The sequence below is a fragment of the Pseudomonas sp. Tul2A7 genome (genome assembly GCF_054790505.1).
The window spans coordinates 5,545,178-5,559,864 of sequence record NZ_CP186499.1; the positions used below are offsets into that span (position 1 = coordinate 5,545,178).

At 58.7% G+C, this 14,687-nt stretch carries 6 protein-coding genes, 1 tRNA gene and 2 pseudogenes; 5 read left to right on the forward strand and 4 right to left on the reverse strand.

The features are described from left to right. Positions 1 to 52: 52 nt before the first annotated feature. Both ACOYXJ_RS24760 and ACOYXJ_RS24765 read right to left on the reverse strand, forming a co-directional pair. Positions 53 to 3,649, reverse strand: coding sequence for an AAA domain-containing protein (locus ACOYXJ_RS24760; RefSeq protein WP_460372076.1), 3,597 nt, complete (start codon positions 3,647 to 3,649; stop codon positions 53 to 55). 80 nt (positions 3,650 to 3,729) lie between these two features. Continuing rightward, positions 3,730 to 4,335, reverse strand: coding sequence for a TetR/AcrR family transcriptional regulator (locus ACOYXJ_RS24765; protein WP_460372078.1), 606 nt, complete (start codon positions 4,333 to 4,335; stop codon positions 3,730 to 3,732). Between the two features lie 158 nt (positions 4,336 to 4,493). On the opposite strand from ACOYXJ_RS24765, the gene ACOYXJ_RS24770 reads away from it, so the two are divergent. From ACOYXJ_RS24770 to ACOYXJ_RS24790, 5 genes and pseudogenes are all read left to right on the forward strand, one after another. Then, positions 4,494 to 5,876, forward strand: a complete 1,383-nt coding sequence (locus ACOYXJ_RS24770; protein ID WP_460372080.1) for an aspartate aminotransferase family protein — start codon at positions 4,494 to 4,496, stop codon at positions 5,874 to 5,876. A gap of 269 nt (positions 5,877 to 6,145) precedes the next feature. Then, entirely contained in the window at positions 6,146 to 7,849 is a 1,704-nt protein-coding gene (locus ACOYXJ_RS24775; RefSeq protein WP_460372082.1) for an amidase, read from the forward strand. Positions 7,850 to 8,248: 399 nt separating this feature from the next. Further along, positions 8,249 to 9,544, forward strand: coding sequence for an OprD family porin (locus tag ACOYXJ_RS24780; protein WP_460372083.1), 1,296 nt, complete (start codon positions 8,249 to 8,251; stop codon positions 9,542 to 9,544). Positions 9,545 to 9,910: 366 nt separating this feature from the next. Next, a pseudogene (locus tag ACOYXJ_RS24785) lies at positions 9,911 to 10,018 on the forward strand (DUF6124 family protein); the annotation flags it as partial. A gap of 289 nt (positions 10,019 to 10,307) precedes the next feature. Then, on the forward strand, positions 10,308 to 14,213 hold the full coding sequence (locus ACOYXJ_RS24790) for a hypothetical protein (RefSeq protein WP_460372085.1): 3,906 nt from the start codon (positions 10,308 to 10,310) through the stop codon (positions 14,211 to 14,213). Positions 14,214 to 14,357: 144 nt separating this feature from the next. Here the strand turns inward: ACOYXJ_RS24790 and ACOYXJ_RS24795 are convergent. Both ACOYXJ_RS24795 and ACOYXJ_RS24800 read right to left on the reverse strand, forming a co-directional pair. Next, positions 14,358 to 14,453: transfer RNA gene (locus ACOYXJ_RS24795), tRNA-Sec, on the reverse strand. A 6-nt stretch (positions 14,454 to 14,459) separates the two neighbouring features. Further along, positions 14,460 to 14,615: pseudogene (locus tag ACOYXJ_RS24800) on the reverse strand (SelB domain-containing protein); the annotation flags it as partial. Positions 14,616 to 14,687: the final 72 nt, after the last annotated feature.

The window sequence follows — 14,687 nt, forward strand, 5'->3', positions numbered from 1 at the left end:
CCACTGGAGCTCCTGCCGGACAACGACGGCAATGCTGGGGCAAGCCTGTATTTCAGGCCTGACCCAGCCTTTGTTTCAAAGCACTTATCAGCGCTGGATCACGCAACTCGACGCTGGTTTCACGACGCAACGCCAATGATCGGTGGGTGGTCGTCGCGCAGTATTGATAGTAGCTGTGCGACAGCCAGTTCCAGCTCCCCACCGTTGCCACCTGATCATCCACCAGCAGGATTTTCTCGTGGGTTCCCTCCGGTAAACGCACGACAGATTCGGCGCCCAGTTCACGCTGATACGCAATGATCAGACCGGCGTCGCCATCATCGGCATTTTTCTGTCCCAGCCCGTCATAGCCGTAATAAACAGTGACCTTGATCCCGCGTTCCTGGGCGGTGCGCAGCAGTTTGAGCGGCGGGTGATTGCGGTTGATGCCCTGGCGAATCCAGGGCACCACCACCGTGAAGGAGCGCTGAGACGCCGATAGCAATGTGTCGAATGCGCTGATGTGATCACAGTCGAAATAATGCTTCACGCCGTTGGCATTAACGCTCGCATAGGTTGGGCTCTGGTGTTCCATGCTGACAAAGAAGGAGGCCGAGCACACTTCTGCCATTTTTTTCAGCGACTTCCCGGCAGCCAGCAGACGCTGCTGGTTACCGACCACGATAAATTGCTGTTTTGCCCTCGATACCGCGACATTCAGCAGATTGGGTTTGCCGTTTTGAAAGTTGTCCCGGTCAGTGCGCTGAAAAATAACCGGCGAGTAAATGATGACTTCAAAACCTACGCCCTGGAACTGATGGACAGATCCGATCTTGAGCGCCTGACTTTGTTTCATTCGCTGACCGTAGGCTTTGATCAGCAGGTTTTTCTGGTTGGAATACGGCGTGATGATCCCGACATCTTTAGTCAGGTCGTAGCCGGCCGCTTCCAGTTTGTCCAATAACAGCCCGATGGCCTCGACTTCATCCTGATTGGTGTTGGGCATGGCGCCTCTGCGGCCCTGTACACCATAAAACATGAGGTTGAAGCCGCCCATGCTGTCACAAGCGGCGCCAATACGCGCTTCAGAGGCGCTGGTGCAAACCTGTACACCCCGATAGCCGGCGATCTGCATGAACAGCTCGGCAATGGCGGGCTGACACCGTCTGTGTTCATCCAGAACGATACCGTTGCCCATATCGGTTACAGAGCCACTCAATGTGCCAGCGGCGCGATGATAAGCGGTGACCAGCATCGGTGAGACCGCCTCGTACAGGGTGTTATCGGCGAAATAGTGCGCCTTGAGTTTGTCCGCCGTGGCTTTACCCAATCCGCGAATCGGCTCGATTTGCATCGGGTCACCGACCACGATCGCCCGTTGGCTGCGGGCCAATAGCGGCACCAGCGATTCCGCCGAAATCATCCCGGCCTCATCTACCAGACTGAGCGCGTACGGAGCAAAACCGTTCAGATCGCCCAGTTTGTATCCGGCCAGTTTCTGCACCGAGGCCAATGTCGAGGCCATCACCGGATAGGCAAGACTGACCAGTCGATAGAACTCGTCGAGTTTGTCCTTCCATTTGTAGAAACCGCTGTCGAGTTGCCCGTTCAACAGGTTGCACCACAAGGGCAATACCTGGGCGAGAGCGGCTTTTTGCCGAAGCAGTTCTTGCCATAGGTAGTCGACGGCGGATTCGAATATTTCCCGCTGTTGCGCAATAAAGCGTTTGCGCAGCACTTCCACCCAATCCCCTTCAGGGAACTCACTGTGCAAATCATGATGAGCCTTTTTGTAGCTGGCCCAATCGCGGGTTCGCTGAACAAGTTGCTCGATGGCCATGGCCAGCGCTTTGATTTGCTCTTCGTGCGCGGTATCGGGCAGCCCCAACCGCAAAATCTCCAGGGTTTCTTGCGTCGTACCGAGTTGATACAGCGCCCTGCGATTGCGCGCCAACTCGGCGAACTGGACATCGCTCAGGCTCGCTAACTGGTAGCGAGAGAACTCATCCGAAAATGACCTTTGCAGATGACTGCGCGCACGCGTGTATTTGCTTCGTTGTATCCAGGCCAGCAAGGGCGCAAACAATCCTGTCGGATAGTCGGCGTAGTGATGTTCAAGCGTCTCGCTGAGCGTACTGGCGAGCCATTCCTCATAGGCAGTTTCGGCGAACGGAGCATCAATCAGCCTGCTGTAGTGTCGAGACAAGCATTCCATCGCCTGAGCATGCCGGTTTTTATGTGCCGCGACCTCGCCGAGGGCATGTTTGCACTGCGCCGAGAGGACGCTTAACTCCGCAGGTTGCTCGCGCGCGGCGAGCATTTTCAGCGCGATGCCCTTCTCGACCACCTCACGCTTGAGTGTTTCCAGGCGCGCCTGGAACACTTCGGGTGAAGGGGCGGCCAATGCCGCTGTCGCCTGATCAAGGGTTCGAGTCAGAACGAGGAAACGAGCGAAAACCCCGTCGATCAGCTGTCGGATTGCTGTTATCCGGGAGGCAAGCGAACCCTGCCGGGTTTTGTCGTACGTCTGCTCATTCAATTGCACCAGCAGTGCATTGACGCGCTCGACTTCGTCAGTGATTTGATTCTTGTCACCGCCGAGGAAATACAACCATTTGAGGTCTTTGAGAGACGGGTCATCGCGAAAATCATCGATGACATTCTCGACGGCTTTCTTGGCAGTGGAGGTCACCACCAATCCCAGGTTGCGGTCTGCCCCACCGATACAGGCCAGCGCCCGCTCTACAAGCTGGCTGGCGATCAGCGATTTGAACAGGGTGGTTTTACCAGTGCCCGGTGCGCCTTGCACCGCCACCAGCGGCGCACCGCTGGAGACCTGTGTCAGCGTGGCCATCTGGCCTCGCCCCAACGGATATTTGCGTTCGAACAGGCCGTAGGGGAAACGCGTGAATTCAAGCGTCGCTGCAGTGGTGAGCGTGCGCTGCAGAATATATTGCTGGAGCAGCGAGGGTGTTCGGACGTCCGGCCGCTCAAGCAGGATCTTGTAATCCTTGAGTTGCTCCCTGGAGTTGAAGTCGGTATTCACCTCAGGACAGACCAGCGCAGTAATGTGCTTTTCCAGAAAAATGTCGGAAAGATCGGCGCGATCAGGTTTCAAACCGGCAAGTCGATGATTGACCCAAGCCAGAAAGGTTCGAAACACACTGACAAAGTCCTCGCCCTGTTTGCCGGAACAGGCGGCGGCGAGGCTCATCATGTGGCGCTCGGCTCCCAGTTCCTCGATGTCGATGTCGAGGTACTGGCGGAACGCTGCAATATTGGGAACGACTTCAGCGCCTTTCTTCACCGGTACACACAGATGCAACGCCGTTGTCGACAGGCAATGGTCCGGGACTGAGTAGCGAAACAGCGGCACGAAGAATGATTTGGAACCTTCGATCACTCGCAACAGCGGAAAGCCGATCTGCAGCGGTTCAGTCTGCAATCGTCCCTCTTCGTCCCTTTTTGCAAACCGAACCCTCAAGGCCTCCGATTGCACACTGGACAGCGAGATGAAGAACCCGCTGGCATCTTCCTCGATGTCTTTGCCTTGGAGTCTGATCTCCTGCTCATGCTCCACATCCTGAATCCGGCTTTTAGCGAGCCCGGTCGCCTCGACAAAAGCACACCAACCGCGAAGTACATCCTTGTCTTGCTGATTGCCTTGCATTGACTCATCCAAATTGAAGCAGAAAAAAATCAGCGGTCATTCTACGGCAATGGCTTATTGATAGCACCTCTGCCCCTTTCTCAACTCACCAACATGCCGTGACACAGCAGACTCAACACACTGCGCATGTGCAGCGCATGCGCTTCCCTGTCCGGCATCGCTTCAGTGGCCAGGCGAATGAACGCCACATTCGCATACTGGTTGAACAACGTCGCCGCGACATCGATATCGATTGATTCGCGGATCTTGCCGACGCGCTGAAAATGTTCCAGCAAGGCCTTGGTTTCCTCGATCACCGCGGCGTTCCACGGGTCCAGCGCCCGAGCCAGTTCACCGGTGAACAGAAACGGCGCCAGTTCACGCCACAGCGAAGCCGGCATCGCTTGCAACTGGTAATGGGTCATCAGGCCTTCGAACTCGCACAAGGCTTCCAGTGGATCGCTGTCGTCATCCAGATTGGCCCGCGCCTCGCGCATGGCCTGCTCGTCCGGTTGCTTGAGCAGCGCCAGGAGAATCTCCTGCTTGCCGCCGAAGTAATTGACTACCGTCGGCGCGGACACGCCGGCCTGCACGGCGATCTGGTCCAGCGTTGTCGCAGCGAAACCATTGGTTTTGAACAGCTCCAGCGCCGCCGTAGCGATCACTTCCCTGCGCTGCTCCTTCTGCCGCTCTCTGAGTCCGCTCATGTTGCCTCTGATGATCCTTGCCAATGGCTCTCAGCGTACTGAGATCTTTTTTCACCGACAAATATTTTCTTTACAAAAATATTTTTAGGTGACAAAACTTTATCCATGCAGCGCTGCAACGAACGCACTCACTTGCCCTTTTGCTCTGGAGATCCGCCATGTCCGCCGAATTCGATTCGACCCGCAGTACCAGCGATTACCAAGCCTCTGACGCCGCTCACCACATCCACGCATTCGTTGATCAGAAGGCCCTAAACGAGGAAGGCCCGCGAGTGATGGTCAGCGGCGATCGCCTGGCATTGTGGGACAACGACGGCAAGCGTTATCTGGACGGTATGTCCGGCCTGTGGTGCACCAACCTCGGCTACGGACGCAAGGATCTCGCCGCCGCCGCGGCCGCACAGCTGGAACAACTGCCCTACTACAACATGTTCTTCCACACCACTCACCCGGCGGTGATCGAGCTGTCCGAATTGCTCTTCAGCCTGTTGCCCAAGCACTTCAGCCACGCGATCTACACCAACTCCGGTTCCGAAGCCAACGAAGTGCTGATCCGCACCGTGCGCAAGTTCTGGCAGGTGATGGGCAAACCCGAGAAGAAAATCATGATCGGCCGCTGGAACGGCTATCACGGCTCAACCCTCGCGGCGACGGCGCTGGGCGGGATGAAGTTCATGCACGAGATGGGCGGCACCATCCCCGATGTCGCGCACATCGATGAGCCGTACTGGTTCGCCCATGAAGGCAATCTCAGCCCGGAGGAGTTCGGCCTGCAAGCCGCGCGGCAACTGGAAGACAAGATTCTCGAACTGGGCGCCGACAAGGTCGCGGCGTTCGTCGCCGAACCTTTCCAGGGCGCGGGTGGCATGATCATTCCGCCGGCCACTTATTGGCCGGAAATTCAGCGCATCTGCCGCCAATACGATGTGTTGCTGTGTGCTGACGAGGTGATTGGCGGTTTCGGCCGCACCGGCGAATGGTTCGCCCATCAGGCGTTCGGTTTTGAACCCGATACCCTGTCGATCGCCAAGGGCCTGACCTCGGGTTACATCCCCATGGGCGGTTTGATTCTGTCGCGGCGCATGGCCGAGGCGTTGGTAGAAAAAGGCGGCGTGTTTGCCCACGGCCTGACCTACTCCGGCCACCCGGTCGCGGCCGCTGTGGCGATCGCCAACCTCAAAGCCTTGCGCGATGAAGGCGTGGTCACTCAGGTGAAAACCGACACCGGCCCGTATCTGCAGAATTGCTTGCGCGAAGTGTTCGGCAATCACCCGTTGGTGGGTGAGATTCAGGGGGTTGGCCTGGTGGCTGCGCTGCAGTTCGCTGAAGACAAGGCCACGCGCAAGCGCTTTGCCAATGAAAACGATATCGCCTGGCGTTGCCGCACGATTGGTTTTGAGGAAGGGCTGATCATTCGTTCGACATTGGGGCGGATGATCATGGCGCCGGCGTTGACTGCTACGCGTACGGAGCTGGATGAGCTGATCGACAAGACGCGGATTGCGGTGGATCGGACGGCGCGGGAGTACGGGGTTTTGTGATCGACTGAAGGAATATGGCGGCCGGAATACCGCTATCGCGAGCAGGCTCGCTCCCACATTTGGAATGCGTTCCCCTGTAGGAGTGAGCCTGCTCGCGATGGCGTCAGTCGGGTTGAAAACAGGCAAGATTCAATCCCGCCGATTACTCCGCACGCCGCTTGGTGTTAAATAGGCGCCAGTCTTAACCTTGTCGCTTATAGCTGTGCAACGAGAACCGATATGAACACCCATTCCAGGAAAAACACCCAAATTCAAACAGCGGTGAGCGCATGATCGAAGTCACCGAAGTTTCCATTGCCCAACTGCGTGCCGCCCTTGAATCAGGCGAGACCACCTCAGTCGAGCTGGTGCAGGCGTATCTCGCACGCATCGATGCCTACGACGGCGCCGACACGCCAACGGCGCTGAATGCCGTGGTCGTACGCAACCCTGAAGCGCTGAACGAAGCTCGCGCCTCCGATGCCCGCCGTGCCAAAGGCAAAACCCTCGGCCCGCTCGATGGCATTCCCTACACCGCCAAAGACAGTTACCTGGTCAAGGGCCTGACCGCCGCGTCCGGCAGCCCGGCTTTTGCCGATCTGGTCGCCTATCGCGATGCCTTCACCATCGAACGCCTGCGCGCCGCCGGGGCGATCTGCCTGGGCAAGACCAACATGCCGCCGATGGCCAACGGCGGCATGCAACGCGGCGTCTACGGTCGCGCCGAAAGTCCTTACAACGCCGACTACCTGACCGCGCCGTTCGCATCCGGTTCGTCGAACGGTGCCGGCACCGCCACTGCCGCCAGTTTCGCCGCGTTCGGTCTGGCGGAAGAAACCTGGTCAAGCGGGCGTGGCCCGGCGTCGAACAATGGTTTGTGCGCCTACACGCCGTCACGCGGGGTGATCTCGGTGCGCGGCAACTGGCCGTTGACCCCGACCATGGACGTGGTCGTGCCTTACGCACGCACCATGGCCGATCTGCTCGAAGTCCTCGACATCGTCGTCGCCGAAGACCCGGACACCCGTGGCGATCTGTGGCGCCTGCAACCGTGGGTGCCGATCCCGAGCGTCAGCGAAGTGCGCCCCGCCGCTTACGCCGATCTGGCCGCCGACGCCAAAGCGCTGGCCGGCAAGCGTTTCGCCGTGCCGCGCATGTTTATCAATGCCGACCCTGAAGCCGGCACCAGCGAAGCCCCGGGCATCGGTGGCCCGACCGGCCAACGCATCAACACCCGCGCGTCCGTGATTGACCTGTGGAAGCAGGCGCGTCAGGCCCTCGAAGCCGCCGGCGCCGAAGTCGTCGAAACCGACTTCCCGCTGGTCTCCAACTGCGAAGGCGATCGTCCCGGCGCGCCGACTGTGTTCACCCGGGGCCTGGTCTCCAAAGAGTTCCTTCACCATGAACTGTGGGACCTGACCGCATGGGCGTTCGACGATTTCCTGCAAGCCAACGGCGACCCGAAACTCAATCGTTTGGTCGACGTCGACGGGCCGAAAATCTTCCCCCACGAACCGGGTACGCTGCCTAACCGTGAGGGTGATCTGGTCGCGGGCATGGATGAATACGTGCGCATGGCCGAGCGCGGCATCACGCCTTGGAATGAAATCAGCACCGTGCCCGACGGCCTGCGCGGCCTCGAACAGACCCGGCGCATCGACCTCGAAGACTGGATGGACAAACTGGGCCTCGACGCCGTGCTGTTCCCGACGGTCGCTGACGTCGGCCCGGCGGACGCCGATGTAAACCCTGAGTCGGCCGACATCGCGTGGAGCAACGGCATCTGGGTGGCCAACGGCAACCTCGCGATCCGCCACCTCGGCGTGCCGACCGTCACCGTGCCGATGGGCGTGATGGCCGACATCGGCATGCCGGTTGGCTTGACCTTCGCCGGCCGCGCCTACGACGACTCTAACCTGCTGCGTTTCGCCGCTGCGTTTGAATCGACCGGCAGCAAGCGCCAGATCCCGCCGCGCACGCCGCCGCTGGCATAACGCGCTTAAAACTGTAGGAGCGAGCCTGCTCGCGATGGCGGTGTGTCAGCCTGAATAAACTTGACTGACACGCCGCCATCGCTGGCAAGCCAGCTCCCACAGGTTTCAGCTCCGCCACAAAATCCTCATTCAACACAAATCCCTGTAGGAGTGAGCCTGCTCGCGATAGCGGTCTGTCAGTCACATTTATTCAGACTGACACTCCGCTATCGCGAGCAGGCTCACTCCTACAAGGGTTTGTGTGTAGCCATTAATCTTGAGCCCCCCCTGAATCCCTGTGGGAGCGAGCTCGCTCCCACAGGTTTTGTGTAGCCCCGTAAATTCAGCACATCCACTCAATCCCCTGCCCTGCATTCCCGCGATCATCCCAGCCATCTTAATTGCCGCTGGCCACTGACCATGATCGACCGCGCCCCCTCGCGCTTCACCCTGCTCGCGCTGCTCTGCGGTCTGACCACCACTGCCCACGCCAGCGGTTTTTTCGACGATGCCAAAAGCGAAATTCTCAGCCGCAACTTCTACCTGAGCAACGACTATCGCTCGCCCTCAGCGTCCGGAAAAAGCTACAAACAGGAATGGGCTCAAGGCTTTATCGGCACCTTCTCATCCGGTTTCACCCCCGGCAAAGTCGGTTTCGGCATTGATGCCCACGCCTTTGCCGGACTGAAACTGGACGGCGGCAAGGGGCATTCCGGGACGGGGCTGCTGCCGGTCGACAGCGATGGCCGCAGTGAAAACGACTACTCCAGCGCCGGCGGTGCGCTCAAGATGAAGGCCTCGCGCACCACCCTCGCCTTCGGTGAAATGACCGTAGAAACTCCGGTATTCGACACCTCCGACAAACGCCTGCAACCGGAGTACGCCACAGGTTTTCTGCTCAACAGCGCCGAGTTCGACCACGTCAATCTGGTAGCCGGGCATTTCACCGCGTTCAAAAATCAGGACAGCTCATCCGGCAAAGGCGATTTCTACGGGTATGGCGCCAATACCGAGGCCGGCGGGATCAGTTTTCTCGGTGCCGACCTGTTCACCGACAGCCCCGTCGGCGGCGCGCTGTACGCCTCAGACCTCAGCGACACCTGGCAACAGTACTACGGCAACCTGCACTTCAAGCAGTCCGGCGTGCTACTCGACGCCAACCTTTATAACACCCGCGACACCGGCCGAGCGCTGGCCGGCGCCATCGACAACACCGCGTTCAGCCTGTCCGGCAAATACGCCTTCGGCCCCCACGCAGTAATGCTCGGCTGGCAAAAGATCAATGGCAACACACCGTTCGATTTCGTCGGTGGCGACTCGATCTACCTCGCCAACTCGATCAAATACGCCGACTTCAACGGCGCCAACGAACGCTCCTGGCAGGCGCGCTACGACCTCGACCTCGGCGCCTTGGGCATCCCTGGCCTGAGCTTCATGACCCGCTACGTCAGCGGCAGCCACATCGACGGCACCCACGCACCCAAGGGCGGCGCCTATAACCCGTTTGATGCGGACAGCGGCAGTTACCAGCCGCAGCAAGGTGACGGCGGCAAGCACTGGGAACGGGATATCGATTTGAAATACGTCGTGCAGTCGGGCGCGGCCAAGGATCTGTCGGTGCAGGTCTCACATGTATCGCACCGAGCCAATGAAGCGCAGGCCGGCGATGACATTGACCGGATTTACGTGGTGATCCAGTACCCACTTGGTTTCTAACCCACCGCCTATCCCGATTTGAAACGCTATCCCGTGTAGGCGTGAGCCTGCTCGCGATAGCGTCTTTTCCGCAACATTCATGCTGACTGACACACCGTTATCGCGAGCAGGCTCATTCCACAGGGGATGAGGAAAATTCGCTGGTTTCGTGTCGTTTGGAAGGCTACATATCCTTGCGCCTTTGCCCACAGCTACGCCAGAATCCGCCGGCTTGTGCGCCTTGGGCCGGGTCTCTATCGTGGATCGGTCGCTGACAAATCAGCGATCGGGTCTCGCAGCCCGTCGATCTCTGGACGCACAACACCCGCTTGTTTATGGCGGCTGTACGTGGGAGACCTTCGGGTCTGCCGGTTCTAGAGTCCCGGTCTGCGACCCGCGTCGCAGCGCAGGACGCTGTTGGGGATCGCGCAATTGATCATGCTCGGTGAGCTGGCGGTGAATCGGGTGATGGATAATCTGGAGTTGCCGCAGTAGCGCGCCTCTGTGACACGCCTCGAGTAATGAGTTGGGGCGGCTGACGCCTTCGCGGGCAAGCCCGCTCCCACAGGTTCGGCGGTGTAAACGCAGCCTGATGATCGACACCGATCCCTGTGGGAGCGAGCCTGCTCGCGAAGGCGTCGTCACAGCCCCCACATCGCTCAAGCAAGAAAAAGCAAACAACCGCTCGTCGGATACCCCCGTGCACCTGTCAGATCTGACAGGTGCGCAATTTGCCGTTTAGCCGTTCAATCACTCCGTTCCCTTCCCGCACGGAGCCGATGCCATGTCGACGCCTGATCAGCCTCTCGCCCTCACAGAACTCAACATCCCCGGTCGCAGCAAAGACCCGGTATCGCAGGATCCCGACATCTGGGGCATCAACATCGCGGCCGCGCTGGGCAACTTTCCCCTTAACGGCCTGCTGTGCCAGGCGGGGCCGTGGGGCAACATGGCGCAAGGCGACAGGTTGACGATCTTCTGGGGCACCGGGCAGAACGTCTGGGTGGAAACTGTCGACGCGACCGAGGTCAACACGCAGTTGCGCATGTTCGTGCCTTCCCAGCACATGGTCGATGGCCGCTTTGCGGTGTCCTATGTGGTCAAGCCCTTGGGCGGCACGGATCAAGCGTCCGAAGTCATGCAGGTGCTGGTCAAGCTCACGCGCCCCGGCGGCCGTGACGACAACGATGATGGCGGGCATTCCAAGCTGATCATGACGATTCCCAAGGAGATCGTTGAAGGCGGCATCGACAAGGACAACGTCGCCGCTGGCGTGCCGATCAGCATTGGCAAGGCCGACGGCACACCGCCCTACCCCTTCGCGGCGGCGGGCGATGTCTGTCGCCTCAGCTGGGGCGGCATCTTTGTGTTCAGTACTGCGCTGACTCAGGACCAGGCCGAAGGCAAGGCGCCGATCATCATCACCATCACGGAAGCGATCATCCGTGAGGCCGGTGATGCGGAAACGTCCGGCGTGGCCGTGGTTTTCGAGGTGTACGACTGCGTCTTTAACCGCTCCGAGGACTGGAGTGCCGAGCAACGCATCGTGGTGGCGGTGGATGCAACACGGCTGGGGGCGCCGTTGCTCAAGGAAACGGTAAACAACGTGCTAGACGTCGACAAGCTGGGCGACGCCGACGGCACCGTGCAAATCATCGCCACGGATACCAGCAAGTTCACGGTCGGTGACATTCCCTACATCAGGATCAAGGGCACACCGGTCGAAGGGCCACCGATTGATCTGGAAGTAGAAGGCGCGGCGTTGAAAAGCGTGCCGAGCGTTACTGACGACAAGGTTCCCAACGCCGTGCTGCGCCAGTTGGCCAAGTCGCAGATCACCTTGTCGTACCGTTTGGAAAAGGCCGACGCATCCCCTGATCTACGTTCCAAAGGCCAGTTCATCAGCGCCATCGGCGAAGTCCAACGGCTGGCCGCGCCGAAAATGCTGGACGAGAACTCCGGAGCACTGGATCCCGCACTGCCCCAGGTGCGTGTCAAAATCCCCTTCGACAAATCCTTTGCCGAAGGCCAGGTCCTCAAGATATTCATGCTCGGCACCACGCCAGGCCTCAAGCCCTACCTGCCTGACCTGCCTTCACGTCCCATCACCCATAACGACATCGTCGCGGCCCAACCGCTGCTGTACAACATCGACGGCAAACACCTGGCCCCGGTCAACGGCGGCAAGGCCGAGTTTTACTACCAGCAATTGATCGCCGAGACGGTGCTCGCCACGCTGGACACGTACGAGGCCACCCGCGCCATTCGCGAGTCGATCCACACTGCGATCCTGCAAGTCGGCGAGGCCCGCCTGGAACTGCCGCAACCGAAAGTGGCCGGCGTGGTGGACGGCGTTCTGCCCGCCGACACCGCCGGCACCACCCTGACGGTGCCGTACACCGAAACGGTCAAAGGCGATGAAGTCTTCATGTTCTGGCACGGCTCGATCACCGGCGAATATACCGACTCGATCAAGCTGAACGAGTTCACCGCCGGCCAACCGGTGCCCTTCCCCATCGGTGCCGAGCTGATCAAGGGCAATGAAGGCGGATCGGTGATCGCCCGGTACGAGATCAAACGCGCCGCCGGCGGGACGAGTTATGCCGAGCCGTTGAAGTTCGATGTCGGGGTGGCGTTTGAGCTGAAGCCACCGCAACTGTTGAAGTCGACGCAAGGTGTTTTCGATCCGATGGATAACGTAAGTGGCGCCATCGGCCGGATCGAGGTGCGAGGGCATCGCGCGGGCGACACTGTTCGTTTGATCGTCAAAGGCGCCGCGGGGGATGGATCGCCGACCCTGCCCGCCAAAGCGCCCGATGCCAACGGCGTCGCCGATTTCACACTGAACATCGCCTTCATTACGGCAAACCTGGGTCGGGACATTGTGCTCGGCTGTGAACTGATTCGTGAGGGCAGGTCAACTCCCGGCCCGGATCAACCCTTCAAGATCCTCAAGCTGTCGCAACGAGCCCTCACCACCAAGCCCTGGATTGTTCAGGCCGGTAACGACACCCATCTGGACGTCAGCACGCTGACCACCAACCTGGAGTGTCGCATGGGCGACTGGCCGTTTATCAAAAGCGGCCAACCGGTATGGCTGGCGGTGCAAGGCACAAACAATAATGGCTCACCCTTCCTGAAACTATTGTGGAAAGTTCCAGGTGCAGCGGTGAATCCGACGTGGATCAGTCAGCGGTATTATTCGGCACCACCTTTGGCATTGAGCGATGTCCGCAATCTCAAAGACGGCAGTACGCTGACCCTGACCTTCAAGGTGGGGTCGGACCTGAGTCAGGTGGAGGACGAGGCGACGGTGGCACCATTGCGTATCTATACGATCAAGGCTGTGGAAGATGTGAAACCGGTCATTTCCTCGGTGAAGGACTCCAAAGACGCAGAAATTGTGCACAGCGGTGGTACGGTCGATCCCGTCGTGACCTTGACCGGTTCCGCCGCGCGCAATCAGCAGGTCGAGATATTCGAAGGCGCCGCGTCAAAGGGCAAACACCCGGTCGACGGCACCGGCACCTGGACATATACCATCACGCTGAGCGCCATTGGGACTCGTACGTTCAAGGTCAAAGCAGATTATGGGTCCGGCCAGGAATCAGTCGGCAGAACATTCACGTATTCGAGTGTACTGACCCCTGTTATTACCTCGGTGCAGGACTCCAAAGGAGCGGAAATACCCAATAACACCATTACCCTCGACCCCAACATCAAGCTTACCGGCACCGCGACGTCACGGCTGCATGTCGAGATTTTTGATGGGGCGACGTCGAAAGGCACAGCGCAGGTGAGTGGCTTCACTGGCAAGTGGGAACTGGAAGTGAAAGGCCTGAGCCTGACAGTCCACAACTTCACGGCCAAGGCATTGTATGGCACGGAGCCGGTGTCGGCGGTCAGGACGTTGACCGTCACTGCAGTCATTGTTCCAACGCTCGACAAAGTGCTGGACGATACAGGCGCAGACATTCCTAACGACTACACGACCGAAAGTACCACGCTCAAACTTCAAGGCACCGCCAGCAAAGGCCAGCAAGTGGATATTTTCGAGGGCAGTGAGCCGAGTGCGGAATTCAAAGGAACGGCGACCGCCGATGCGGCGGGTAGCTGGGAGCACCCGATCATCGTGCCGCTGGGAGCACGGCGTTTGTATGCTCAATCTCGATATCACATCGGCACAGTTCATTCAAACATACGCACCCTGAACGTTGTTCCTAAAGATCTTTATGTTGATAACTTCGGCCCCAATACAGAATATAGAGATGGTGAAACACGCCATTTTGAAAAAATCAATGTTACAAGAGTGAATATTAGCGGAACAACAAGCATGCTGGCGAGAGACTTAATGAACTCCTCTCCAAATGTTGGTGAGGTAAAAATGGTGATCGGGTTTAAAGGAAGAACCTTCAAACTTCTCAAATTTCATTGCCTGTGCTGGTCGCCAAGATTAAATCAAGGCCCGCCAGCTATAACAGGAGTACTGGTACGCATTGACTTTTTCAACGGGACAGAGCTTGTTCATCAGTACAATATCAATGGCGATGCAGGTCTTTGGCGAGAGATTACTATTAAACTGCTGGGCGGATTATCATTCGACAGCGTGGAAATAAGGCTTTTCCCTGCAAAAAACCTACACTTCTCAAGTATCCTGATTAACTGGATATTCTGCACAAACAACGTGTAACGAAGCAACTAAACCGGGCCAACTAAACCGGGCCAGACTACGTTTCTCTGGCATTCACAATCAAAAGATCGCAGCCTATGGCAGCTCCTACAGGGATCGGTACAGGAGCTGCCGAGAGGCTGCGATCTTTTGATTTTTGAGTGATGGTGGAAGACAGCCGGAGTCGAACCTGCCCGGGAACGGATACCGTCCCCAACCGGGTTTGAAGCCCGGCCGCGCCACCGGGCGCGATTGCCTCCCTTTATCTCATTGGGCATCGGCGTTGACCAGCGCGTTGTCGGGGCGGATCTGGCGGGATTCGCCGAGGCGTCGGGTCAGGCCGACGCGTTCGAAATATTCGAGGTACTGAATACAGCGTTTGCGTCCCAAGCCTAGCGCATCGTGGAAGGTTGTCACCTGGATCTGCGAATCTCTCAGGGACGGACCACGCTTGCAGCCAGATAATCGCCCGACTTTTTGTCTTTTACACTGGAG